The sequence below is a fragment of the Halorhabdus sp. CUG00001 genome (assembly GCF_009797925.1).
GTDB lineage: Archaea > Halobacteriota > Halobacteria > Halobacteriales > Haloarculaceae > Halorhabdus.
The window spans coordinates 1,632,633-1,657,660 of the sequence record NZ_VOLB01000001.1 but is presented as its reverse complement, the minus strand read 5'-3'; the positions used below and the strand labels follow the sequence as shown (position 1 = coordinate 1,657,660).

Genomic DNA, 25,028 nt, shown 5'->3' with positions numbered 1-25,028 from the left:
GAATGGCTCTTGTGAACACACCTCACGAGACCGACATACTAAACTCGTTCGGCGCGCTACGGGAGGACGATGATGCTTCCCACCCATGCCCTCTGGGGCATGGTTCTGGCGCTCCCGGTCGTCTGGACCGCCCCGGAGTACGCCGGCATTGGGCTGCTTGCGGGCTTTCTCGGCGGCGTGTTCCCTGATCTCGATATGTACGTGGGCCACCGGAAGACCCTCCACTACCCGGTCGTCTACACGGGTCTTGCTGTGCCCGCCGTGGCGGTCGGGATCTTCGTTCCGAGCACGCTGACGATCGCGCTCGCCGTGGGCGTGACTGGGGCGGCGCTGCACAGTCGCAGCGACGTCTACGGCGGTGGGCTAGAACTGCGTCCCTGGGAAGGAACCTCCGACCGGGCGGTGTACGACCACTACCGGGGACGCTGGATTGGGCCGCGTCGCTGGATCGGCTACGATGGGTCACCGAGCGACCTGGCGTTGTCAGCCGTTTCGGCGGTACCGTTGCTCGTCATCACCGATGGCTGGCTCGAAGTGCTCGTGATCGCCTCGCTGGGGATTGCCGTCGTCTATACTGCCGTCCGACGACACTTACCTTCGATTGGGCTGGTGGTGTTGACCGATCTCGCGGAGCGAGTGCCCGGCCCCGTCGTTGATCGACTGCCGGACCGCTACCGGGACGGCATCGACGGCGAACTACAGGCGACGACTGACGGAAACGCCTAGCCGCTGCGTGCCGGTCCGGTGCTCGCTGACCCAAAGAATATTGTCAGCTTGCAGTGACGGATCTAGACAGGGGCCTCACGTATGGTCGATCCGCGCTGGATCCCAGCGCTGGGAATGGAAGCGGCGGTGGTCGCTATTCTCGTGTGGGCGATCCGCCGCCGGGATCTCGCGGTAGCGACCAACGCATTCGCCGGCGCACTTCTGGTCGTGACGCCGTTCGTTGCTGCCCCGCTGCTCGATGCAATCGGCTCTCAGCGGCCTGCCATCGGGCCGTTGTTGCCCAGTTGGATCGCGCTCGCGAGTCTGCTACACGCCATCGGTATGCTCGGCGTCTACGAATCGACGTGGTGGTGGGACCATCTCACGCATACCGTCTCGGCGGCGCTCGTCGCGGCGCTCGTCTACGGCGGAGCCGTTGTCTCGCTCGGCGAGACGACTGGGGCTACGATGTCGCCGAGAGTGATTACAGTGACCACAACGCTTCTGGTTGGCGTTCTCTGGGAGGGACTCGAACTCCTCGCCAGGGCCATCGGTGACCGGCTCGACGTCGAACCGGTGTTAGTCCACTACGGGTGGCTCGACACCGCCCTCGATCTCGTCTTCGACGTGGTCGGTGCCGTGCTGGTGGTCGCCTTCGACGTTCGCGTGTTCGTCCCCGTCGGTGAGGCTCTACTGGGTGTCGGGTAGCCTGCGATTCCCATGGCGGCCTGGCAGCGTGGTCCGGTCTCGCTTCAGCTCTGCCGACATTTAGTCACATTGATATAGGGGGGTAGTCAACTCCGTGGTGCATAGATGGTCTCTAGTCTCGTGCAGTACGGCCAGGCGTTTCTGGTGTTGTTGCGGCTCATTTTGTTCGGGTTGACGCTGGGGATCACCGTCATCAGCTTCCAGGCCTACCAGCAACGCAAGAGCGATCGCCTCCAGTTTGCGTTCATCGGATTCGCCTTTATCAGCATGGGCGTGGCAGTGAGCAATATCGTCTCTCAGATGTTCACTACCGATCCCGGCCCCGGGGCGCGATTGTTCTTCAACATCACCCAGGTCGTTCCGTTCATCATCGGATTCGCGATGCTGTACCTCTCTTTGTATCGGTGAGTCGCATTTCCGGGTCCTGGCAAAAGTCACGACCCTTATGAGGGAGTAGCTCTAGTAACTGTGCAATGAACGACGATGAGCAGGTGACGCGGCTGTTTGGCGGGCCAGGGAGCGGGAAGACGACAGCCCTGCTGGATCGGGTCGAGCAGTTGCTTACGGAGGAAGACGTCGACGTCAGAGACATTCTGGTCGTCTCGTATACCCGGGCCGCGGCCTCAGAAGTCCGAGAACGACTCGCCGAGCGCCTCGACATCTCGCCGCGGTCGCTGAAGGGAAACGTCTCGACGATGCACGCGAAAGCCTACGAGCTATTGAATCTCTCGCGTGGTGATGTCGTCGGCGAGTCCGACAAGCAGGACTTCTGTGAACAGTTCGGCATCGAATACGAGGACGAGTACGAAGGCTCACGTCGTCGATCGGCCCGGTCGACGACGATCGGGAACAAGATCATTGCCACGAGCCAGTGGCTCCAGCGAACTCGCCGTGACGTGGGCGACTGGTACGACGTGCCCTTCAAGTGGGACGACGAGACGGTTCGGCTCCCCCCTGAGATCGACGATGCGGCCCAGACGGGTAACAAGTACACGCCGACCTGGCCCAGCGACGACGATCGCATCGATGTCCCCGAAGTCATCCGCGCCTGGCGATCCTACAAGGGCGAAGAGGGGATCGTCGGCTTCGCGGATATGCTCGAACGTGTCGCCCAGCGGTCGCTGCTACCCAATGTCGACTATCTGGCCATCGACGAGTTTCAGGACATCACGACCTTGCAGTACGACGTTTACGAGGAGTGGAAACCCCATATGGACGGCGTGTTGATCGGCGGTGACGACGATCAGGTCGTCTACGCCTGGCAAGGTGCCGATCCGCGACTCCTCCTCGAAGAAGAGGGTGAAGACGTCATCCTCGATACGTCCTATCGCTTGCCGTCGAAGATCCTGGAAGTGGTCCAACAGGAGGTCAGCCACATCGATCAGCGCCAGGAGAAGAACCTCTCGCCACGTAAAGAGGGCGGTCGAGTCGCCGCGGTAAAGCGCCCGTCGATGCTCGATCTGGTCCGCAACGTCCGGGACACTGTCGAGGAAGACGACGGGACGTTGATGATCCTCTTCCGGGCGCGCTATCAGATGTTCCAGTTTATCGATGAGTTCATCGGCGACGGGATTCCGTTCTCGGTGATGACCGACCAGCGCATGTGGACCGACCGACTGAGCGATTACGTCAGCGGGATCGAATCGCTCTCGACCGACGAGCCACTGACCGCCCTGGAGGCTCGCCGGCTGGCAGATATGCTCGCCGATACCGCCTTCGGGACGGGCGAGCGCGACGATCTCTTCGACGCGATCGACGAGCGCTCCGAGGCCGCCGACACGGACGATCTCGCCGAGATCGACCTCGAACCCGACCTGGTGCGAGAACACGCCCCCTTCCTCCCTGAACCAGCCGCAGCGGCCGATATGGTCCGAAAAGTGACGAGCTTTCAGGAACGCACCATCGAGGCGTACTTCCGTGGCGATTACCAGGATGTCAGCCCGGATCGTGTTCGGGTCGGGACGATCCACAGCGCGAAGGGCCGCGAAGCCGACCACGTTTTCGTCGCGACGGATCTGACCGAGAAGGTCGTCGAGCAGATGGCCGCGACCGCAGAACAGGAAGGGATCGACATCCCCGGCGACGAGGAGTTCACCAAACACACTACCCCGGTGCCGACGCTGACCGACAACGAACGGCGGGTTTTCTACGTGGGTATGTCCCGGGCACGGGAACGACTGGTCGTCATGGAGAACCTCGTCGACGGCGCGCCGACGTTGCCGATCGACGTCTTGCTCAACGACGAACCGACCGACACCGACCCCGCCGAGATGCTGCGTGACATCCTCGGCGAGGAAGCCACGGTCGTCCACTGAGACTGGCTTCTCACGCCGTGTAGGCGCCCGATCGTCTTGGACCGGGATGTCGCTGCCAGACGCCACTATTCGTCGATCAATTTTCCGTCGAGATAATCGCGGGTGTTGTCACGGGTCGCGGCCGCAACTTTGACGAACGTGACGACGCGTGTCCCGTCCTCGCGTGTATCCCGCTCGATTTCGAGGGGAAGGCCCTGATCGCGCAGATGTGAGAGCAGTGCCTCGATTACGGCCGGCTCGCCACGGACCGTGTGTCTCTCGCCGACGGCTTCGTCCCGTTCGACCGCCCGGACGGTCTCGATGGCGGGCAGGAGGATCGCTTCGCCAAGTTCCCGGGCTCGCTGGCGAGACTGGCCTTTCGAGTGATCGAGTTCGACCGCCTGGAACACCTCCCGGATGAGCCGAGAAACCAGGAAGTCTCGCCCGTAATCGAACGGCAATGAGAACGCGTGTTCGAGGTCGGCCCGGTGGGTCGCCGAGGTCGTGTACTTCAGCTGTCGGGTCCCATCGAGAGATTGCATGACGACTCCTTCCCGGCCCTCTCGGTCGAGGTCGGCGATGATCTCCCGGACGGCATCGGGTGCGGCTGTGGGCGCGAACTCACCGAAGTCGGGGACCTGTTTTAGCGCGAACGTCTCACAGAGATCTCGCCGTCTCTCGACCGCGAGTGGTGTCCCGGACTCCCGGTGGCGGACGTCGAAGATCTCGACGGTTGCCGAGTCCACTTCGGGGTAGTCGTGTGGGGTGTAGGGGTTCTCGGGGCCGATCAACTCGCCACACAGCATGCAGTCGGGATGGTCCTCGAAGAAGTCGCCGGGAGCGAGCAGGTCACGGACTTTGCTCGTGGTGTACGGACAGCAGTAGCCACTCCGGGTGAATCCGAGGATGTCGCCGTCGATCCGGGCGATCCGGACGTTGTAGCCGTTGCGTTTTTCCTCGACTGTGAGGCGACCGTCGAAGTGCCGTTCAATGCCCGGATCGAGGACCAGCGTTCGCGGGATCGAGGGGAAGCCGCGGACGACCACGCCGTCGACGATCGCCGTCCCGCGTTCGATGCCGTGGCGGGCGTCAGGGAGATGGCGGTAGGGCCGCCCCTCGAACGTGTCCCGTTGGAATTGCTCCAGCAGCGCGTCGAGGTCGGCCTCGGGTACGCCGAGCGTTGCCGCGAGTTCGCGATCGGCGTCCATATGTCCCTGTAGGTTGGCCGATGATATAGGTGTGGTGCCATACCACATGACGTTGCCGCCGGAGCACCTTTCTCCGAGGCCTGTCAAGTACCACTATGGCCGAGCACCCGCTGAAACAGCGCTTCGTCCTCGACACGTCGGTGTTCATCACCCCGGAGATCCGTGACGGGAACGAAGATCTGGAGGCGGCCGTACAGCGGCTGTTGGATCTCGTCGCCGAAGTGAAACTCGAACACAACATCTCCTGTTACATGCCGCCCTCGATCAACGAGGAACTGACGACGATGCTCGAAGACCGCGACGTCAGCGAGGGAACGATCGAGAAACTCGACACCTGGGTCATCACCAAGAGCCCGGCCCAGTACGAGGTGATGATCCCCGCCGAGATCGTCTACGGGTTCATCGACGAGATGAGCGATCGCGTCAACCGTGGATTGCGCGTCTCCGAGAAGGCCGTCCGGAAGGCCGAACAGTCCCGTGACGAGGAGCCAGATCACGAGCACATGAGCGAGGTGGATCAGGTCATCTCCGATCTGCGCGACGAGTACCGTCGTGCGCTCCGGCAGGGCGTGTTAGACTCCCGGGAGGACTTCGACCTGTTACTGTTGGCGCGGGAACTCGATGCCGGGGTCGTCACGGAAGATACTGGGATCATCAACTGGGCCGAGGATTTTGGGCTCCGCTATCTCCGTGGGCGGTCGTTCCCGCCGCTGCTCGAAGAGTATCTGGCCGCTGGCGAGCGTGTCGCGTGATCGTGGCTGGTGTGTTGTCGGTCGCTGGAGCACGTCGTCTTCTCGTTGTGGTTGGTGCAGTATTTACGAAAGGCATAATACTGCTAGGCTAGTGACTCCGCTACCTGACTGTCCATGTTGAACTACGTCATTACATGTCGGACCGGACGGTCGAAGTCGCACGACAGCGACGGGATCGTATCGAGAGGTAAATCATGATCGTCGGGGTCCCGTCAGCCCCGGACGACGAAACGCGCGTTGGGATGGTCCCTGCCGTCGCGGCTGACCTGATCGACGCCGGCCACGCGGTCCACGTCGAGAGTGGGGCCGGTGACGGCGCTGGCTGGGCCGACGACGCCTATCGGGACGTCGGCTGTGAGATCAGTGACGATCGCGGGCAAATTCTCGCCGACGCCGACGTGGTCTTCGAAGTCGCGGCACTCGGTGCCGTCGAGGAGGCAAACCCCGAGCAGTACCGTGCCGACCAGGCCGTGATCGGATTGCTTGGACCGTTCGATGTCGCCGACCAGCAGGTCCAACAGATGGCCGAGACGGGCGTCGACGCGTTTGCGCTCGAACTCGTCCCCCGGACCAGTCGGGCCCAGAGCATGGACGCAAACTCCTCACAGGCCAACGTCGCCGGCTACAAGGCTGCTGTCCAGGCCGCCGGCGAACTCGATCGCATGGTTCCGATGCAGATGACTGCAGCCGGCACCGTCCAGCCCGCCGAGGTGTTCGTCATCGGGGCTGGCGTCGCCGGCTTGCAGGCCATTTCGACGGCCAACCGCCTCGGTGCCTCGGTGAAGGCCTACGATATCCGGCCCGAAGCCGCCGAGGAGATCACGAGTGTCGGTGCGGAGTTCGTCGAACTGGACGTCCATGCCGAGGACGCCTCCGACGAGGAGGGCCACGCCACCGAGCAAGACGAGGAATTCTACCGCAAACAGCGCACCCAACTCGGCGAAGTCGTCGCCGAGTCCGATGCGCTGATCACGACCGCAGCGGTCGCGAGCGGCGATGCGCCGCGACTCGTCACCGACGAGGCGATCGCCGGGATGGACGACGGCTCGGTCGTCGTCGACCTGGCCGCGGGCGGCGGCGGCAACTGCGACCCGACGGTGCCCGACGAGCGTGTCGACTACGAGGGCGTGACCGTCTTTGGCCCCACGAATCTGCCGGCGACGGTCCCGCGGACGGCGAGTCAACTGTACGCTAACAATCTGGTGAACTTCCTAGAGAACATGCTCGAAGACGACGAACTGGTGATCGACACCGACGACGAGATCGTCGACGCCACCTTACTCACCCACGACGGGACCGTCCGGAACCCACACAGAGACGACGGCTCTGACGACGAACCGTCAGACGGCGAAGACGCGGCCCCAGCCCAAGCGGACGCCGACGGAGGTGATGGGACGTGAGCCTCGTCACTAACCTCACGCTGTTCGTGCTGGCGGCGTTTCTGGGCTATGAGATCATCACGAAGATCCCGACGAACCTCCATACGCCGCTGATGTCCGGGGCGAACGCCATCTCGGGCATCACGCTCATCGGGTCGGTACTGGTGGCTGGCTCGGGCGATACGATGCTGGCGACGGCGCTTGGCGTACTCGCGGTCGTCATGGCGACGATCAACGTCGTCGGCGGGTACCTCGTGAGTCACTTTATGCTCTCGCAGTTCAACCGGGGTGGGCGCTGAATGGCCGACGGACTTTTGGGCCATCTGCCGGCCTCGGCGCTGGAACTCGCCTACCTGGTCGCGGCGATCTTCTTCGTCCAGGGCCTGCGGGACATGACCCATCCACGGACAGCCACGCGCGGGAACCTCCTTTCCTCGGGCGGCATGTTCCTGGCTGTCCTCGCGACAGTCCTCTATTTCGAGATTCTCTCCCCGATCCTGCTTGCGGCCTCGCTGCTGGTCGGTGGTGTGATCGGCGCGTGGCTCGCGGTGAGCGTCGAGACGACGGAGATGCCCCAGCTCGTCGGGCTGTTCAACGGCTTCGGCGGGGGGGCCTCGACGCTTGTCGCGGGTGCTGAACTCGTCGACGCGACCGGTGGCGGGCTCGGGCTGGAGTTGACCACCACGGCGGCCATCGCGGGGATCGTCGGGACAGTCACGTTCTTTGGCAGTCTCGTCGCCGCGGGCAAACTCCACGGCCTGGTCGGGGATTCGCCGATCACGGGCCGGACCAACCAGGTCATGCAGGCGCTCTTTTTCGCCGGTGCTGTCCTGGCTGGACTCTTCTTGATCGTCCAGTCCGGACTGCTCGGTGAGGCGCCCCTGGCCGAGTGGCTGCCCGCCTACTGGGTCCTGGTCGCCGCCGCGGCGATCTTCGGCATCCTGCTGGTGTACCCGATCGGCGGTGCAGACATGCCGGTCGTGATTGCCCTCCTGAACTCCATGTCCGGTCTGGCCGCCGCCACCACCGGGTTCGTCCTCGACAACACGGCCCTGATCGTCGCCGGGACGCTCGTCGGCGCGGCCGGACTCATCTTGACGTTCATCATGTGTGATTCGATGAATCGGTCGCTGACGAACGTCCTCTTTGGCAGCATGGCCGAGGGCGGCGATGGCGAGGATATGGCCGACATCTACGAGGGCAACATCACCGAGACCTCGCCCGAAGAAGTCGAGATGATGCTCGACGCCGCCGAGCGGGTCGTGATCGTGCCGGGCTACGGGATGGCGGTCGCCCAGGCCCAGCACGCCGTTGCCGAACTGGCTGACCTGCTCGAAGAGACCGGCGTCGACGTCGAGTTCGGCATCCACCCGGTCGCTGGCCGGATGCCGGGCCACATGAACGCTCTGCTGGCCGAGGCGGACGTCGACTACGAGAAGATGCGGGAACTGGAGTCGGTCAACCCCACCTTCTCCCAGACGGACGTGGTGATCATCACCGGCGCCAACGACGTGGTCAACCCCTCGGCCAACGAGGACGAGGATAGCCCGATCGCCGGGATGCCGGTGCTCGAAGTGTGGGACGCTCGGTCGGTGATCGTCAACAAGCGCAGCCTCTCGCCCGGCTTCTCGGGGATCCCCAACCCCCTGTTCGCCAAGGACAACACGAGCATGCTCTTTGGCGACGCCAAGCAGTCGATGCAGGATCTGGTCGACGCCTACAACGAGAATCACTGATCACCGACTACGCGGCACGTCCGTTCGTCCTCACTCGTCGTCGGCCGATTCAGTTTTGACGATGGTTCCGGCCAGCCCGGAGAGGCCACGCTGTAGTAGATCTCCCGGCGTGACGACGTACCGTTCGACAGCGATGATGAGGCCGATAATTCCAAGAAAGGTAAGTCCTCCGACGACCCGGCCGCTGGCGAGGAAATCGACCGCGATGACGGCGATCGGGGCGACGACGACCGCCGTTCCCACGCGCCCGATCGTCTCTAAGAGTCCGGCAGCCATGGGGGTTGCTTTCGTCTCGGTCGGCAAAAGCATCTCGCCGTGGCCGTCACGGGTCGAATTCGGTCAGCTCGGAGTCGAGGGCCGGCTGCTGGTCGGCATTCGTCGCCTCGTAGGCCCGTCGGTAGGCTCGTAGCTTCCCCAGGAGGACGTACCCGAACAGCCCGTCGAAAGCGAGGACGAAGATCACGATCGCTGCCAGCGGTCCGATCGGGAGGGCCTCGGCCAGGGCGAAGGGCACGACCGAAACCAGCGCGTTGTAGGTGGCATGCATCAGGGTGGCCACGACGAGTCCTTTGATGACGATTGGTCCCGCGTCGTCGGGATTGAACTTCGCCAGGCCGAGATAATAGCCTGCGATCGCCGAGTAGATGACGTGGCCCGGCCCAGCCAGCGCTCGAACCGTGGCGGTCGAGCCACCGGTCGCGAGGACGGCCAGCCCGCCCTCGCCCATCGTCTGGCCGGTGATGTAGATCGCGTTCTCGATGGTCGCGAAACCGAGGCCTGCGACCGCGCCGTAGACGGCCCCGTCGACGACGGCGTCGAAGCGATCGTCCCGGAACGCGCCGAGTCGGACCGCCAGGAGTTTGACGCCTTCCTCGACCGGGCCGACCACGAGGTAGAACATCGCCACCAGGCCGAAGAACGGATCGCCTACCAACGCACCGACTGCGAGAAAGACCGGATCGAAGATCGAATTGACAATTCCCGCAAAGCCCGCGAACAGCACCCCGAGTAGGAACGTGCTGACGAGCAGGCTGATGGGCTCGTTGGTCGTCACGTCGGCCCGCCAGACGTAGACTGCCAACAGGAGTGCGGGCACGGCCGAGAGGGCGGTCAGCGTGCCGACGACGGGATCGGTCACGGTCCCGAGGCCGCCAAGTAGCAGTTGCGTCGCGAGAATCACCACCGCCAGGACGATGACGATTGACCGAGCCAGGACGGCCAGGCGTCGATGGATGCCGATCGCGAGGTGGTCGAGCCACGAGCGGGGCTGCCACTCGACGATGTCGTAGCGGTCGATGGATCCGTCCTGGGACTGCTGGATCGGATCGCGCTTGGGCATGCTGGTTGCTCGGCGTGGCGTCGGGAAGTGTCTGCCGGCGGTCGACCCCGCGACCGAGACACGTATCCTCGCCGCTTATCCAGCCCCCAGTCGGTGGGGGCGGACGGTCCCTCGCCCATCGATTTTAAACGCTGGCGGCCGAAGCCGACGTATGGATCGGTCGGTCTGCGTGATCGGTGGCGGGATCGCCGGGGCAGGGGCAGCACTCGCGCTTCCCGATGCCCTGGACGTGACCGTCTTCGAATCGCGTGCAGTCGGTGGCCGTCTCGCCAGCCGTCGTCGTGAGGGCTGCATCTACGACGTGGGGACCGACCACGTGCTGCTGGCTGATGGGGACCTTCGGGAGCTGGTCGCTGACGCTGCCGGTGACTCCCTCGTCGAGATCGATCGCCCCGTCAAGCAGTTCGACGCGGACGGGACGATCAGCGAACGACCGGCGGAGTTCCCGCGCTTTTCCGGCCGGGACGGCATCGACACCCTCGTTCAGTCGCTGTTCGAGACCAGCGGCGCACGCATCGAAGAAGGGGCGACAGTGACGGCCCTGGATCGCCGAGGCGGACAGTGGGTCGTGACCGCCGCGGGCCACCGACGCGCCTTCGACGCGGCGGTCCTCGCTGTCCCGGCTGCCGCCGCAGTCGTGCTGTTCGAGGGGGCCGACTGGGACGCGACTCTTCGGAGAGAACTCGCCAGAGCGGCCGACGACATTGCCCACCGGTCGATCGACGTCGTGGCCCTCCACTATCCGTTTGCCTTCGGGGCTGATTACTACGGGCTCGTCAGCATCGAACGCGCAAGTGACGTCGTCTGGATGGGTCGCGAGCAGTGCAAACGCGGTCACGTCCCCGACGGCGAGTCCGTCCTGACGCTGCAACTCGGCTCGCTGTGGTCTGCAGCCAACGCGAACGCTTCGGCCCGGGAGACGGCGATCGAGTCGGCCCACTACGTCGCCAGACTCGTCGGTGACGATCGCCTCCGCGAACCCGACTGGTGGGATCACCACCGATGGGGGCAGGGCGTCCCGACGGACGGCGTAGACGCCGCGCTCTACGAGCGGCCACTCGAATTTGGCCTCGCTATCGCCGGTGACTGGGTGGCCGACGTCGGGCAGGCTCACGCTGCCCTGGCGAGTGGGCTCCGGGCCGGTCGCCAACTCGCCGAGCGGTTCGGTTCGGACCCCGGGGCGTAACGGGAGGGTTTTGTCGCTCGATCGGATAGCGATCGATATGACGCTTCACGCGGGTGTCGTCGCCGTCCAGGGTGACGTCAGCGAACACGCCGAGGCCGTCAGGTCGGCTGCTGAGACCCACGGCGAGGACGTCGAAGTCGTCGAGATCCGGGAGGCCGGCCTCGTGCCGACGTGTGACGTCCTTCTGCTACCTGGGGGTGAATCGACAACCATCTCTCGACTGCTCCATCGTGAAGGCATCGCGTCGGAGATCCGCACCCACGTCGACAGCGGCAAGCCCGTTTTGGCGACCTGTGCCGGGCTGATCGTCGCTGCCCGCGACGCCGGTGACGAGCGCGTCGACACTCTCGACGTACTCGATCTCACCGTCGAGCGCAACGCCTTTGGCCGCCAGAAAGACAGCTTCGAGGCACCGATCTCCGTCGAAGGCCTAGACGACCCGTTTCATGCGGTGTTTATCCGCGCGCCGGTCATCAGCGCAGTCGGCGACGCGGAGGTCTTGGCTACCTGGGAAGGCCGACCCGTTGCAGTCCGGGATGGGCCGGTCGTCGGAACCTCCTTCCATCCAGAATTGACCGGCGATCACCGGATTCACGATCTCGCGTTCTTCGCATAGCCCACAGGACGCCTCACTCGGTCGGTGTGGTGGGCTGTCTCCGATGGCAACCGAGTAGGCCGGACTGCTTCCCTCAGATTTTGCCGGTTATGGAAATACAGTTTACCCAAACATAAAAATATTTTCGCCAATTCCCATCGGGCGAGAGCATACCGCCAGCTTATCGGTTCGGTAGTTCGAACGCGGCCCAACGGATGGAATCAGCCACTAACGTACTCGATGTCGCGTTCGGGGCCGGGGCGGCACTCGACGGGACGGCGCTGTTCTTGCCGGCCGAGCTCGCCAGCCGCGTCCAGTTCGGCTGGACGATCAGCGTCCACATCCTCTTTGCCGCTCTCTCGATCGGACTTGCCCCGTTTATCGTCTATTTCACGTGGAAAGCAGTTCGGACCGACAGCGAGCGTTACGAACGGCTGCGCTCGTTCTGGCTGAAGGTCTTTGCCGTCGGGTTCGTCATGGGAACAGTCACCGGCATTCCGATGAGTTTCCAGTTCGGGACGAACTTCCCGCAGTTCTCGGCGGTCGCCGGCGAGTTGATCGGCGGCCCCTTGGCCTTCGAGGCGAAGATGGCATTTTTCCTCGAAGCTGTCTTCCTCGGTGTGTTGCTGTTTGGCCGCGAGCGGGTCAGCGACCGGCTGTACGTGCTTTCCTCGGCGCTTGTCGGCTTCGGAGCCTGGCTGTCGGGCTTTTGGATCCTGGTCGTCAACGCCTGGATGCAGACGCCAAAGGGCTACGAGATGATCACACGCAACGGGATGGAGGTCGCCCAGTTGACCGATCCGATCGCCGCGTTCCTCACGCCGCGGATGACCTGGATGTACGTCCACATGATCAACGCCTCGGTGATCGCCGTCGCGTTGCTGGTCGCCGGTGTCGCCGCGTACATCCTCTGGAAGAAACGCGACGCGAAAGCCTGGCAGACGGCACTGAAAATCGCTATTCTGATCTTGATCGTTGCCGCACCGCTGCAGGCCGTCCACGGTGATGCCTACGCCCGCCACGTCGAGGACACTCAGCCACAGAAGTTCGCTGCGATGGAGGGCCACTACGAAACCGGGACTGCCGATCTCCACCTCTTTGCTGTCCCGACTGACCTCTCTGCGCTGACCGATCCGCGGGCGGAGAACCTCTTTACGATCAGTCTCCCGCGAGTCGGCTCGTTCCTCGCCAGCGGGGGTGACTTCGATGCGGAGGTGATCGGGCTCAACGAGTACGAGGATAACCCGCCCGTGGCGCTGGTATTCTGGTCGTTCCGGCTCATGGTCGGGCTCGGCTTCCTGTTTATCGGGCTGGCCTTCTGGGGTGGCTATCTGATCTACCGCGACCGGCTTGCCGACAGCAGCCGGTACCTGAAGGCGATGATACTCGCCTCGCCACTGGGCTATGCCGCCTTGCTCACTGGCTGGTACGTCACCGAAATCGGCCGCCAACCCTGGGTCATTCAAGACGTCCTCAAAACGAGCGAGGCCGTCTCCTCGACCTTGACTTCGACGGAAGCCACCGCGAGCCTGACCGCGTTCGTGGTGATCTATATCGGCCTGGTCCTGGCCGCGCTGTACACCCTCCGGTGGCTGATCGAGGGCGAGCTCACCGAACTGGGTGTTACAGAGTCGGCCACCGATCACTGGTACGGGCCGATCCCGGGGGTGACCAGCGATGATTGAGCCCCTGTTCATCCCGGTCGAGACGTATCTCGTCCCGTCCCTGCCGGACGTCTGGTTCGGGGTCGTGATGTTCGCCCTGGCGATGTACATCGTCTTAGACGGGTTCGACTTCGGGATCGGGATGCTGTATGCGACCCGCGACAACGATCACGAGCGCGAGACCCTCCTGGCGGCGTTCGGGCCGATCTGGGACGCCAACGAGGTGTGGCTGATCGCGTTCGGCACGATGACACTCGCTGCCTTTCCGGACGTCTACTCGCGGCTACTGGCCGACAACTACCTGATCGCCCTCGGGTTCGTCCTGGCGTTGTTGTTCCGCGGTATCGGCCCGGAGCTTCGCGAACAGCGCGAAGACGAGCACTGGCAACGGGCCTGTGATTACTCCTTTGTCGGCGGGAGTGTCCTCGCGCCGTTCCTGTTTGGCGTCCTGGCCGGCTCGTGGGTGTTCAGCGTGGGTGCGCTCTCGCTGCCTGCGATTCTGACTGGCGTTGGTCTGGTCGCCGTCTCGGCGGTCACCGGCGCGGCGTTCCTGGCGGCAAAGACTGGGCCGGCCCTCGCCGGAGAGATGCGCGATCTCGGCGTCGTCGCCACGCTTGCGTACCTCGGTGGCGTGGTCGTCTTGCTGGCGGTCGTCGTCTGGACCGACGCCGGCGAGGCCGCCGGAACGATCCTCTCGGCTCCTGGGATCGCTATCGTCGGCCTCTCGGTGGTCGCAGGCCTCAGTGGGATCGTCCTCGCACTCCGCGATCGGTACCGGGCGTGGCTCGCGACCGCGCTCGCCTTGCCCACGCTGTTGAGCGCGCTCGTCGCTCTCCTGTTGTATCCGACGATCTATCCCGCAACGGCGACAGGGTTGGAGCTGACCGTGAGCGACGCGGTGGTCTCACCGCTCGCGCTGAACCTCACGACCGTCCTCGGGTTCCCGGTGCTGGTGGTCGTGTTGTGGTACTTCAAATTCCTCTATGGCGTCTTCAGTGGGCCGATCGAAACTGAGGGATACGGCGCCTAAGTCGGCGTCTTCGGTCTCGGCCCCGTCATCGCTTCGACGCGCTTAGGGGCCAGTGGTGTGTTCTCCCGAGCATGACTGACGAGAAAGCGATTCTCGACGAGCTGTTCGCGGTAATCGAGGACCGCAAGGAGACGCTGCCCGAGGACTCCTACACGGCCGATCTGTTCTCCCACGAGAAAGGCGAGAACGCCGTTCTGGAGAAGCTGGGCGAGGAGTCGACCGAGTTGCTACTCGCGGCCAAAGACGACGACCGGGAAGAAATTGCCCACGAGAGTGCCGATATCGTCTATCACCTGCTCGTTTTGCTGGCGATGAAAGACATGGATCTGGCGGATCTGCGGGCGGAATTGCGGGAACGTCGCTAATCTCCAGCGTGGAGCCGGCGTTTCACTCGACCGAGTGAAGCGAGGTCGAAGGAGTTTTGGCCCAGCTTTTGCGACGAGCGGGTCGCTTGCGACCCCGATGACTAAAAGGTGGAAGCGATATGGATTTGAGCGATTTGCGAGCGGAATTGCGCGAGCGGCGGTGACGCCCCAGATGACGCGCATAGCATCTTACCAACATTCTTTGAGCATCAGGTCTTCACTGCCCCCGTGAAGCAGAGTAGACGGAACCTTTTACGAGCAATCGGGTTTGCGGTCGTCGGTGGAATCGCCGGGTGCAATACTGCGGGTTCGTCAGACGACACGCTGACTGGGACGCCCGACGAGACGGTGAGTAGCGACCGGGGCACGTCCACACCGTCGGCGACGCTTACCCCAACGCCGTCAGACACATCGACGCAGTCGGCGAATCCCTCCCCAGAGCCTACCGACAGGTCGACGAAGACCGAGACAACCGCCACACCCACTCCGACATCGACTCCCGTTCCTGAACCGTCGGGGACCACGAAACTGTTGCCCGACAGCATCGGGGAGAACGACCGGATGGGCAACGACGTGGCCCTGTCCCGCGACGGGACGACGGCCATCGTCGGCGCGGTGGGGGACGTGACGACGAACGAAGACAACGGTCAGGCCTTCATCTTCGAGTGGAACGGAAGCGGATGGACCCAAGCCAGGAGCGTCAGCCCGGACGAGCAGGACACGCCGGGACTGCTGGGCAACGCCGTGGCGCTGTCGGCCGATGGGTTGACGGCGCTGGTCGGCGTGCCGGCGGGTGCGAGAGGGGGGACCGCTCCCATCGGGACGGTATACGTTCTCTCCGCCGAGGGTGGCGAGTGGACCCGCGAGGCCAGACTGACCTCGGCCGAAGAACGGCCGGGCGAGCGATTCGGCCTCTCGGCGGCGCTGTCGGCCAACGGCACAACAGCACTCGTCGGCGCAAATCAGTTTTCCCAGGAGAACCCGAACGAGTACCTCGACGGATCTGCTCACGTTCTCGAACGGGTCGACGGAACCTGGGAACATCGGACGCGACTCACCGCCGAGGACAGCGAGGACGCCCACGGCTTCGGGCTGCGGGCGGCGCTGTCCGCGGACGGCACCACGGCTCTGCTGGGAGCCAGCAAGGAATCAAACGAGAACGGCGAGGAGGCCGGCGCTGCCTACGTCTTTTCCGGCGAGGGGAGCGACTGGGGCCAGCAGGACAAACTCGTTCCCGAGGGCGGCGAGGAGTACAACGAGTTTGGAAGTACGGTGTCGCTGTCCGGCGACGGCACGACAGCGATGGTCGGGGATCAGCTGGACAACACCGCCACCGGCGACTCCTCCGGGTCGGTGTCGGTCTTCGCGGCTGACGGCGGGGCGTGGACACAGCAGGCCACCGTCGTGCCCGACACCATCGAGGGCAACGAGCGGTTCGGCGACGCCGTCGCCCTCACCGACGACGGGACACGGGCACTCGTGGGGAGCGGCGGCGGTGGGAGTCTCGGAGACATCGATGTCGGGTCCGTCCATCTGCTCGAAGCCGACGGGGACGCCTGGACACAGCGCGAACAGTATACGCAGTTTCCCAACCGAACGGTCAACGATAGCTTCGGGGCTCGCGTCGACATCTCGGCGGACGGAACTGTCGGTCTCGTCGGCGCGACGCGGGACGGCGAGCAAGGACTGACCTCCGGCGCAGCGTGGGTCTTAGACCTGCCCGACGACTGACTCTCTGCCCGCTGGTCGGCGACTCGCTCCAGCGGTGACTCGGCGACCTCTTCAAGGACCCACTCGCCGTGGCCCGTCGCTCACTCTTCGGCTGGCTCGAAACGATGGCGGACGACTTCGCTGTCGGGGTTCCACTCGAACTCGTCGTGGACCCGCGCGAGGCGTTGCTTGTAGGCCGCTAAGTTCTCAGATCCCTCGCGCTGTGCGTCCTCGTCGGTCAGATCCCCGAGCGTCCGCTCGGCCACGTCGGTGACTTCGAACGTGGTGCCGTCGATATCGAAGGTGTCGCCCTCCGCGGCGTAGGCCTGCCCGCGGTGGATCTGGGTCACGTCGCCGTCCAGTACCTGCGCGGTAAGATGCCCGCCTGGAAGGATCTCGGTGGCGTCTCTGTGTGCCATGTCCCCAGTTTGGGCCACAGCGACAAAAACGGCTGTCCCGAGCCATCGATCCCGGCGGGCACTGTCAGCTCCAGTGATATCCCAGTACAGCAGGCTTCCGGCCTGGACGAGCCCGTTTCGCGGTCCTTTTCCCGTCGCACGGTCTATGCGTGGACAATGAGCCATCCTTTCGAAGCCCTGCCGACGACGCCCACGTCGGAGGAACTCATCGACAAAGCCTTCTCACGGGCCGCCCGGGCGGGCCGGGCCAAGCAAGGCCACGAGGCCCAGGAGTCGATGCTCCAGACCGCCTCGAACATCCTCTCGGACAACTTGGAGAACGTCGTCACGGCCTGGCCGGACTTCGACGAACTCGACCCGTTCTATCGGGAGCTGGCCGACGCCGAGAGCGACGTCGACGAGTTGCGCCAGCACCTCTCGGAGGTCACGTGGGCCAGCCGGAAGACCGACGATATCCGCGACGAGTACCAATCCCGACTGCGCAACGCTGACACCGACGGCGCCCGCAAACTCCGCAAGCAGGCCTTTGCCCGCCTGGCGGACGTCACTCGCGAGGTGAGTGATGACCTCGCGGCGCTTGGGGAGGCCCGGAACGCGCTTCGGGTGTTCCCGGACATCCGTCCCGACGAACCGGCGATCGTCGTCGCGGGCTATCCCAACGTCGGGAAGTCGTCGTTCGTCAACCGCGTGACGCGGGCGGACAACGAGATCGCCGCCTACCCGTTCACGACGACGCAGATCCACGTCGGGCACATCGAACGCGACCATATCCGGTATCAACTGGTAGACACCCCCGGACTGCTCGATCGCCGCCCGGAGGAGCGCAACGATATCGAGAACCAGGCGATCAGTGCCTTAGAGCACCTCGCCGACGCTGTGCTTGTCATGGTCGATGCCAGTGGTGAGTGTGGCTTCCCGATCGAGGTCCAACTCGACCTCCGAGACGATGTTGTCCAACGTTTCGAGGACGCTCCCGTCCTGACGGTTTGCAACAAGAGCGACCGAGCCCGTGACGTCGCGGCCGATCACTACATGAGCGTCACCGAAAACGACAACGTCGATGGCGTCCTCGATGCAGCGATCGAGGCCGTCGGGTACGAGCCGGAACTGCCCTTCGAAGAGTAAGCGGCGACCTGGCTCCTTTCTTTCTGCTGGCAACTCACAGGCCACGATCAGCAGCGTGTGTCCTCACTCACTGTGAGAACGGGTGCGTCTCGGTATCCGGCAGCGTCTTTTGACCGAGCGAGATGGTCCTTGCGTTTCCGATGATCTGCCCGAGAACAATTGTCCGGTGGACCAGTCATAGAGTATCATATTGAGACAATAAAGTGTGATATAGTATTACTGGATCATAGTTCCGTAATACTTTTTTCCGGTCTGTTACAGCAATCGCACATGAGCCAGTCCCCGGTTCCCGACGACGAAGTGACGCCACTCACCGTCCGCTGCTTTCGATCCGCCGACGCCGATCGAGTCTGGCACGTCCACAAACGGACGATCCAGTCCTCACCGCTCCCGTTCGTTTCGAAGCCCTCTTTCGACGAGGATCTCCGGAACGTTCCGGAGCACTACTTCGAGACTGGCGGGACGTTCCTCGTCGGCTGTCTCGATGACACGGTGATCGCGACCGGCGGGATGCGACCCGAAGACGAGAATGCGATCGAACTGCGACGGTTGCGGGTGATGCCCGACCACCAGCAGCAGGGCTACGGGACTGCATTGCTTGAGGAGTTGGAAGCGTTCGCCCGCCGGGAAGCGTTCGATCGCATCACCCTCCACACTGACGACGTGTTGACCGTCGCCCAATCGTTGTACGAGGCCCACGGCTACGAGGAGACGCATCGGGAGCCCCATCCGGTACTCGATGGGGAGGTTATCTTCTACGAAAAGCCGCTGTGACGGGGTCGACTGCGAAGACAATGGTCGACAACGTGGATCTATCGGGCGCTCTCTACGGTGGTCTCTCGCGGCTGTGGTCTGTCACAGTCGTCGCGTTCGGCGCGTCACTGCTCACCTACGGCCTGATCTATCTGACACCCGGCGATCCGGCCCATACGATTCTCGCCCAGCAGCTACGGCGTGAACCGACCGCCGCGGAAATGGCTGCCTTTCGCGCCGAGCAAGGACTGGACGAGTCGTTCGTCCAGCAGTACCTCTCCTGGCTCGTGAACGTGGCCCACGGTGACTTCGGGTCGTCGTATTACAGCAGCCAGTCCGTCCGAGAACTGCTGGCGTTGCACCTGCCAAACACGGCCGAGTTGGCCATCGCGGCGATCGTCGTTGCGGTCGTGATCGCGATTCCGCTTGGCATTCTCAGCGCAGTGCATTACGATACGTGGATCGATCATACCGCTCAAGTCGGGGCACTGCTGGGCGTCTCGATCCCCAATTTCTGGCTGGGGTATCTCCTGATTCTCGTCTTTTCGTTGGGGTTGGGACTGACACCTGTCTCGGGGTCGGGAACGGTTGGGCATCTGGTCTTGCCGGCGATCACGCTCGGCACTGCGATGGCCGGGATCATCACCCGGATCGTCCGCACGTCGGTCCTCGACGAACTGGGCAAAGACTACGTGGTCGTTGCACGCTCGAAGGGCGTCAGCGAGCGCCTCGTCGTCTACAAACACGCGCTTCGCAACGCGTTCATCCCGGTCGTGACGATCATCGGACTGCAGTTTGGCTTCGTGTTGAACGGGGCCGTCGTCGTCGAAGTCGTCTTTCAGCGGCCGGGTCTGGGAACGCTACTGGTCGATGCGGTCTTTGCCCGGAATTATCCCGTCGTCCAGGGCGTCGTCCTCGTTACAGCGGTCCTGTTCGTCCTCATCAACCAGCTGGTCGATCTGGCATACGTCGCCATCGACCCACAGATCGAGCGGGGTGTCCGGTCGTGATCGACCAGCTGCTCGCCCGGCAGCCGACGATCCGGTCGGTCCGGACCGCGATCGACGCAGGGTTGCGTCGGATCCGGTCGGGCCCGCTGAAAGTCACGCTCGGGGGTGCGATCGTCGCCGTACTGGGCGTCGTTGCGATCGTGGGGCCGCTGGTGACGCCCTACGATCCGGCGGCCCAGGCCCTTCGTGACCGGCTGGCAGCGCCGTCGCTGGCACACCCGCTGGGGACCGACGAACTCGGGCGCGACGTCGCAACGCGGCTGGTTTACGGGGCTCGTATTTCGCTTGGAGTCGCCGTCCTCGTGACGGCGATCCGGCTGGTCGTCGGGACGGTCGTCGGGCTGGTTGCGGGCTTTGCCGGCGGCCTCGTCGACGCCGCCGTCATGCGGCTCGTCGACATCCAATTGGCCTTCCCGGGGCTCATTCTGGCGCTCGTCGTCGCCGGCATTCTCGGTCCCGGGCTGACGAGTATCGTCCTCGCGATCTCGGTCGTCGGCTGGGCCTCGTATGCCCGGGTCGTTCGGGGCAGTGTCCTCTCGGTGAAGCACAACGCCTACGTGCAGTCCTCGAAGCTGTATGGAACCCCTCGCTGGCGCATTGCCGGCCGACACCTGCTGCCGAACGTGATGCATCCGGTCATCGTCCTGGCGACGCTGGACCTCGGCACGGTCGTCATCTCGGTCGCCAGCCTGTCCTTTCTCGGGGTCGGCGCACAGCCACCGACCGCGGAGTGGGGGATGATGGTCAACGCCGGTCGTGATCACCTCCGGTCGGCGTGGTGGCTCATCACGGTCCCCGGTATCGCGATCATGCTGACCGTCATCGGGTTCAATCTCCTGGGCGATGGCCTGCGGGATCTGCTGGACCCGGATCAACAGACCCTCGAACAACGGAGACGAACATGAGTAAACGCCTTACTGTCGACAACCTCGACGTTCGATTTCGGACAACCGGTCGTCCCGTCCGTGCAGTCAACGGCGTCTCTTTCGAACTCGACGCCGGTGAGATCCTCGGGCTGGTCGGCGAGAGTGGCTGTGGGAAATCGGCAACGGCCCGCTCGCTCGTCCGCCTCGAAGAGCCCGGCGAGATCACCAACGGGACGATCACGTTCGACGGGACTGATCTCACCGCCGCCGACGAACGTACGCTTCGGCGGCTACGCGGCCAGGAACTGGCGACGATTTTCCAGGACCCGGCGTCCTCGCTCAACCCTGGGTTTCCCGTCGGTGAGCAGATCGACGAAGCCCTTCGGATCCGCAAGCGGCCACACCAACAGTCCCTGGTCGGCGAGCTCACGTCCCGACTGAGCCGGCGCGGACGGACGGACAGCCGGGACGCGGTTCGCCAGGCCATGCAGGCGGCGGGCATCCACCAGCCCGGCGACTGGATCGACGCCTACCCACACCAACTGAGCGACGGTCTTCGCCAGCGCGTGATGATCGCCATCGCGCTGGCACGCCGCCCGTCACTGCTTATCGCTGACGAGCCGACGACGGCTCTGGATACGACGACACAGGCCACGATCCACGAGACGCTCCGGGCGCTCAACCGCGAGTACGGCATGGGACTGCTCTTTATCACGCACGATCTGGGTGTCGTCTCGGAGCTGTGTGATCGTGTCCTCGTCATGTACGACGGATCGATCGTCGAGCGCGGCGAGACCGACGCGGTACTGACGGCACCGAGTCACCCCTACACGAAGTCCCTGCTGGATTGTATTCCACGGCGTTCGGAACCTCAGACCACACTCCCGACGATCGACGGTGACGTCCCCGAGCGGACCACTGGGCCTGCAGGCTGTCCGTTCGCCCACCGCTGTCCGTCCGTGACGGCGGCCTGCCGTGAGGAGCCACCAGAGACCGTCGCGGTCGCCGCCGGCCATACCGTCGACTGTGTGGTCCCGAGTGCCCGAGCCCCACGGACTGTCGAACGAACGGGGCAAGCGACTCCGGCGGAACAGCACGCGGCTGATGGTGAATCTGTCTCGACGGACCGACAGCCCGTCGCCAGCAACGCACGGGCGCGTCCATCGGGGGACACTGGCAGTGGCTCGGCGACCCGCGACAGCGATACCGAGAAGACGCCGGGCGAGTCCGAGCCGATCATCGCCGTCGAGGGCGTGAGCAAATCCTTCCAAACGTCGGAGACGCTCACGGATCGCCTCGTCGGGACGGCCGAGCGACGGACCGCACTCCAAGACGTCTCGCTGTCGGTGGATGCGGGGACGACGATGGGACTGATCGGCGAGAGCGGCTGTGGGAAATCGACGCTGCTCAAGCTGATCGCCGGCCTGGAGACGCCGACCGAGGGGACCGTTCGCTTACACGGCGAGGCCGTCGGCAGCGTGGACGGACGAACGATGGACCAGCGATCGGAGATCGGTGTCGTCTTCCAGAACCCACAGCGCAGCATCAACCCGAAACAGACCGTCCGGGCGGTCATCGCCGAGCCACTGTACGAGGCCGGCTGGGAGCGACAGCGACGGGACGAACGCGTCGAATCCCTGCTCGATTCGGTCGGGCTGCCGGTCGAATACGCCGAGCGACAGCCCCGACAACTCTCCGGGGGACAGATCCAGCGGGTGGCCATTGCCCGGGCACTCGCGTTGGGGCCGTCGGTCGTGTTGCTCGACGAACCCACGGCATCACTGGACGTCTCAGCCCAGGCGACGATCCTCAATCTGCTGGTCTCGCTGCAACGGGACCTCGGACTGACGTATCTCCTGGTTTCGCACGATCTGGAAGTCGTCCGCCACATGGCCGACCGCGTGGCGGTCATGTACTTCGGCCAGCTCGTCGAGACCGGCCCTGCAACGACGGTCTTCGCTGACCCCTCCCATCCCTATACGCGGACGTTACTGGACGCGATTCCGGGCATCGATGCCGGGACAGCAGCCTCACGCCCCGGGATGACACAGACACCGGACCCAGAAGCGTCCGGGTGTGCCTTTCGCCCGCGATGTCCGGCTGGAACAGACACCTGTCGGGAGAATACCCCGTCGTTCGAATCACTCGGCGCGGTCAGAACACGGTGTCACCATCCGGCTGGTCGAGGGAGCGAGGAGCCGAGAATAGCTGCTATCGAGGAGTCAAATCGACCGACTAGCGGCGAGTCATCGACAGCGAACAGCGCGAAATCGAACAGCGACGCGATTACCGACAAACGACGACAATGACGAACGGAAACGACTCACAGCCGATCAGTCGACGAACAGTGTTAGAAGGTGCCGTTGCAGGCGGGGCAATCGCCCTTACCGGCTGTCTCTCGTCGGATGGAGGCGAGGCCCAGACATTACGCATCGCCTCGACGTGGGAACCCACAATCGATCCTCTGGATGCGGGGCTGATCCTCCAGCGATTTGGCATTACTGAATCGCTGGTCGGCGTCAGCCACGACATCGAGCCCGTCCCGGAGCTTTCGACCGACTGGACGAGCGACAACTCGGCCCGTCACTGGGAGTTCTCACTGCGAGAGGGCGTCACCTTCCACGACGGGACGACGATGGACGCCGATGCAGTCGTTCGGTCACTCCGACGGGCGGTCGACTCCCCGGCGTTTGCCGACATCCCGATCGAAGCCGTTCGTGCGACCGACGATCTGACGGTGACCATCGAGACGGCGAGTCCGCTGGTCTCGTTGCCGGCCCATCTCACCCGTCCAAAGACGGCTATTCTCTCGCCGGCGGCCTACGAGGATGGAACCGTCTCTGAGCTGATCGGTACTGGGCCGCTGAAAGTCGAGTCTTGGGAGGGTTCGACGATCATCAATGCCGTTCGAAACGAGGACTACTACGGAGAGGTCCCGACTGTCGAGTCCGCCCGTTATGAGACCATCACCGACGACCAGACCCGGCGACTCAAATTAGAGAACGGAGATCTGGAGATGGCCCGAATTTTGTCGTTGAGCGACGTCGAGCCACTGAGAGAATCTGATGATATCGACGTCGAGGCCTATCAGATCCCGCGATGTCGCTTTCTCGTCTTCGATACGACGACGATGCCGTTCGACGAGATTCCCGTCCGCCAGGCTGTCAACTACGCTATCGACAAGGAAACGATCGTCGAGACCGTCCTCGAAGGCGTCGGGAAAGCGGCGGTCGGGCCGTTCCCCGCATCCGTCGAGCGCTGGCACAATCCGGACCTCGATGGCTACACGTACGATGTGGACACTGCTCGGACGCTGCTGTCGGATGCCGGCTGGACGAACGACAGCGAGGGTGACGTGCGCACACGAGACGGCACGGAACTCTCGATCGAGATCCTTGCGTACAACGAACGCCCGCGCTTGCCACTCATGGGGGAGATCCTCCAGCGCCAGCTCGGCGCGGTCGGGATCGACGTCGAGTTGTCGGTCTTCGAGTACGCGACGATGATGGAACAGACCAAACAGGACGCCTTCGATTGCTACTTGATGTCGCTGTCGATGCTGTGGTATCCTGATCCCGAGCGGCTGAGCGACATGTATCACTCCGAGCAATCGATGCTCGAACACGGATACGAAAACCAGACTGTCGATACGCTGCTCGAAGCCGCCAGAGCGACCATGGACTACGAGACCCGGAAGAAAAAATACGACGAGGTCCAGGCGATCACGCTTCGGGACGCACCCACTGCTTTGCTGACCTACTACACGAACGTCGTCGGGATGTCGGCGGGACTCGATGGCTATCGCCCCCATCCCACTGAGAGCGACTACGGGGTCGAATCCATAACGCTCTCCGAGGAGTGACCGCTGTCAGTCTCGGCGGGAACTGACCCCGACACGAACGATCGGAATATCCAATCGAACCGACTCACAGACGACACCCACACAATGGCACATACCACCGCAGAAACGTATACAATGTCCAACGGCAACACAGTCCGACCGTATTCGATAGTACTCAACAGCACTCCTCGAAGGCCAACGATGGAACATCGCGCTACAACACGCACACCTCCACCCTCGACGGAACGATGCGAGCCGACATCTCGCAAAGTCGCTTGTCGGGAGGTGTTTGCCTAATGGACTCGACACAGGACGACCCAAAAGCGTTCGTCGAACAGTACTG

Annotated in this window: 25 protein-coding genes; 20 read left to right on the top strand and 5 right to left on the bottom strand. The window is 63.8% G+C overall.

From position 1 onward, the window contains the following. Positions 1 to 69 precede the first annotated feature (69 nt). The 4 genes from FR699_RS08345 (at position 70) to FR699_RS08330 (ending at position 3,728) form a co-directional block, all read left to right on the top strand. Positions 70 to 726: a metal-dependent hydrolase gene (locus FR699_RS08345; RefSeq protein WP_158855136.1), complete on the top strand. Its 657-nt coding sequence runs from the start codon at positions 70 to 72 to the stop codon at positions 724 to 726. An 81-nt stretch (positions 727 to 807) separates the two neighbouring features. Next, the gene (locus tag FR699_RS08340) at positions 808 to 1,413 is read left to right on the top strand and encodes a hypothetical protein (RefSeq protein ID WP_158855135.1); all 606 of its coding nucleotides are present in this window, start codon (positions 808 to 810) and stop codon (positions 1,411 to 1,413) included. Between the two features lie 105 nt (positions 1,414 to 1,518). Continuing rightward, positions 1,519 to 1,821 carry a hypothetical protein gene (locus FR699_RS08335; RefSeq protein WP_154550926.1) on the top strand — a complete coding sequence of 101 codons (303 nt, stop codon included), beginning with the start codon at positions 1,519 to 1,521 and terminating at the stop codon, positions 1,819 to 1,821. Positions 1,822 to 1,886: 65 nt separating this feature from the next. Beyond that, a complete protein-coding gene (locus FR699_RS08330) occupies positions 1,887 to 3,728 on the top strand; it encodes a UvrD-helicase domain-containing protein (RefSeq protein WP_158855134.1) in 1,842 nt (613 codons plus the stop codon). Positions 3,729 to 3,793: 65 nt separating this feature from the next. Here the strand turns inward: FR699_RS08330 and FR699_RS08325 are convergent, their stop codons facing one another. Further along, positions 3,794 to 4,915, bottom strand: a complete 1,122-nt coding sequence (locus FR699_RS08325; RefSeq protein WP_154550928.1) for an RNA ligase — start codon at positions 4,913 to 4,915, stop codon at positions 3,794 to 3,796. A gap of 95 nt (positions 4,916 to 5,010) precedes the next feature. Between FR699_RS08325 and FR699_RS08320 the strand changes: the two genes are divergently transcribed. The 4 genes from FR699_RS08320 to FR699_RS08305 all read left to right on the top strand — a co-directional run bounded on the left by FR699_RS08320 (position 5,011) and on the right by FR699_RS08305 (position 8,782). Further along, a complete protein-coding gene (locus FR699_RS08320) occupies positions 5,011 to 5,667 on the top strand; it encodes an RNA ligase partner protein (protein WP_158855133.1) in 657 nt (218 codons plus the stop codon). Between the two features lie 194 nt (positions 5,668 to 5,861). Continuing rightward, on the top strand, positions 5,862 to 7,067 hold the full coding sequence (locus FR699_RS08315; protein WP_158855132.1) for an NAD(P) transhydrogenase subunit alpha: 1,206 nt from the start codon (positions 5,862 to 5,864) through the stop codon (positions 7,065 to 7,067). After that, positions 7,064 to 7,345, top strand: coding sequence for an NAD(P) transhydrogenase subunit alpha (locus tag FR699_RS08310; protein ID WP_154550931.1), 282 nt, complete (start codon positions 7,064 to 7,066; stop codon positions 7,343 to 7,345). The genes FR699_RS08315 and FR699_RS08310 overlap by 4 nt, the downstream gene beginning before the upstream one ends. Further along, positions 7,346 to 8,782 carry an NAD(P)(+) transhydrogenase (Re/Si-specific) subunit beta gene (locus tag FR699_RS08305; protein ID WP_199268306.1) on the top strand — a complete coding sequence of 479 codons (1,437 nt, stop codon included), beginning with the start codon at positions 7,346 to 7,348 and terminating at the stop codon, positions 8,780 to 8,782. Positions 8,783 to 8,812: 30 nt separating this feature from the next. Here FR699_RS08305 and FR699_RS08300 read toward each other — a convergent pair whose 3' ends face one another. Together FR699_RS08300 and FR699_RS08295 are read right to left on the bottom strand one after the other, a co-directional pair. Then, the gene (locus tag FR699_RS08300; RefSeq protein ID WP_154550932.1) at positions 8,813 to 9,058 is read right to left on the bottom strand and encodes a hypothetical protein; all 246 of its coding nucleotides are present in this window, start codon (positions 9,056 to 9,058) and stop codon (positions 8,813 to 8,815) included. 46 nt (positions 9,059 to 9,104) lie between these two features. Beyond that, positions 9,105 to 10,121 carry a PrsW family intramembrane metalloprotease gene (locus FR699_RS08295; RefSeq protein WP_154550933.1) on the bottom strand — a complete coding sequence of 339 codons (1,017 nt, stop codon included), beginning with the start codon at positions 10,119 to 10,121 and terminating at the stop codon, positions 9,105 to 9,107. Positions 10,122 to 10,272: 151 nt separating this feature from the next. On the opposite strand from FR699_RS08295, the gene FR699_RS08290 reads away from it, so the two are divergent. The 5 genes from FR699_RS08290 (at position 10,273) to hisE (ending at position 14,961) form a co-directional block, all read left to right on the top strand. Next, complete coding sequence (locus tag FR699_RS08290) at positions 10,273 to 11,307, top strand: FAD-dependent oxidoreductase (protein WP_158855131.1); 1,035 nt, start codon at positions 10,273 to 10,275, stop codon at positions 11,305 to 11,307. Positions 11,308 to 11,344: 37 nt separating this feature from the next. Beyond that, positions 11,345 to 11,923, top strand: coding sequence for a pyridoxal 5'-phosphate synthase glutaminase subunit PdxT (pdxT, locus tag FR699_RS08285; RefSeq protein WP_158855130.1), 579 nt, complete (start codon positions 11,345 to 11,347; stop codon positions 11,921 to 11,923). Between the two features lie 194 nt (positions 11,924 to 12,117). Continuing rightward, positions 12,118 to 13,587, top strand: coding sequence for a cytochrome ubiquinol oxidase subunit I (locus FR699_RS08280; protein WP_154550936.1), 1,470 nt, complete (start codon positions 12,118 to 12,120; stop codon positions 13,585 to 13,587). Then, a complete protein-coding gene (locus tag FR699_RS08275) occupies positions 13,580 to 14,596 on the top strand; it encodes a cytochrome d ubiquinol oxidase subunit II (RefSeq protein ID WP_154550937.1) in 1,017 nt (338 codons plus the stop codon). The genes FR699_RS08280 and FR699_RS08275 overlap by 8 nt, the downstream gene beginning before the upstream one ends. 71 nt (positions 14,597 to 14,667) lie before the next feature. Then, entirely contained in the window at positions 14,668 to 14,961 is a 294-nt protein-coding gene (hisE, locus tag FR699_RS08270) for a phosphoribosyl-ATP diphosphatase (protein WP_154550938.1), read from the top strand. A gap of 209 nt (positions 14,962 to 15,170) precedes the next feature. On the opposite strand, the gene FR699_RS08265 is transcribed toward hisE, so the two are convergent. Further along, entirely contained in the window at positions 15,171 to 15,506 is a 336-nt protein-coding gene (locus FR699_RS08265) for a hypothetical protein (protein ID WP_158855129.1), read from the bottom strand. 16 nt (positions 15,507 to 15,522) lie between these two features. Here FR699_RS08265 and FR699_RS08260 point away from each other — a divergent pair, with 16 nt between their 5' ends. Next, the gene (locus tag FR699_RS08260; protein ID WP_233263387.1) at positions 15,523 to 16,692 is read left to right on the top strand and encodes an FG-GAP repeat protein; all 1,170 of its coding nucleotides are present in this window, start codon (positions 15,523 to 15,525) and stop codon (positions 16,690 to 16,692) included. Between the two features lie 80 nt (positions 16,693 to 16,772). On the opposite strand, the gene FR699_RS08255 is transcribed toward FR699_RS08260, so the two are convergent. Beyond that, on the bottom strand, positions 16,773 to 17,090 hold the full coding sequence (locus FR699_RS08255) for an ASCH domain-containing protein (protein WP_154550941.1): 318 nt from the start codon (positions 17,088 to 17,090) through the stop codon (positions 16,773 to 16,775). A gap of 156 nt (positions 17,091 to 17,246) precedes the next feature. On the opposite strand from FR699_RS08255, the gene FR699_RS08250 reads away from it, so the two are divergent. From FR699_RS08250 to FR699_RS08225, 6 genes are all read left to right on the top strand, one after another. Beyond that, positions 17,247 to 18,215, top strand: coding sequence for a GTPase (locus tag FR699_RS08250; RefSeq protein ID WP_154550942.1), 969 nt, complete (start codon positions 17,247 to 17,249; stop codon positions 18,213 to 18,215). 270 nt (positions 18,216 to 18,485) lie between these two features. Then, positions 18,486 to 18,989: a GNAT family N-acetyltransferase gene (locus FR699_RS08245; protein WP_154550943.1), complete on the top strand. Its 504-nt coding sequence runs from the start codon at positions 18,486 to 18,488 to the stop codon at positions 18,987 to 18,989. Between the two features lie 20 nt (positions 18,990 to 19,009). Continuing rightward, a complete protein-coding gene (nikB, locus tag FR699_RS08240; RefSeq protein WP_158855127.1) occupies positions 19,010 to 19,978 on the top strand; it encodes a nickel ABC transporter permease in 969 nt (322 codons plus the stop codon). Next, positions 19,975 to 20,883: a nickel transporter permease gene (nikC, locus tag FR699_RS08235; RefSeq protein WP_158855126.1), complete on the top strand. Its 909-nt coding sequence runs from the start codon at positions 19,975 to 19,977 to the stop codon at positions 20,881 to 20,883. Before nikB ends, nikC begins: the two co-directional genes overlap by 4 nt. Then, a complete protein-coding gene (locus FR699_RS08230; protein ID WP_158855125.1) occupies positions 20,880 to 23,153 on the top strand; it encodes an ABC transporter ATP-binding protein in 2,274 nt (757 codons plus the stop codon). The genes nikC and FR699_RS08230 overlap by 4 nt, the downstream gene beginning before the upstream one ends. Then, the gene (locus FR699_RS08225; protein ID WP_158855124.1) at positions 23,150 to 24,706 is read left to right on the top strand and encodes an ABC transporter substrate-binding protein; all 1,557 of its coding nucleotides are present in this window, start codon (positions 23,150 to 23,152) and stop codon (positions 24,704 to 24,706) included. Before FR699_RS08230 ends, FR699_RS08225 begins: the two co-directional genes overlap by 4 nt. Positions 24,707 to 25,028: the final 322 nt, after the last annotated feature.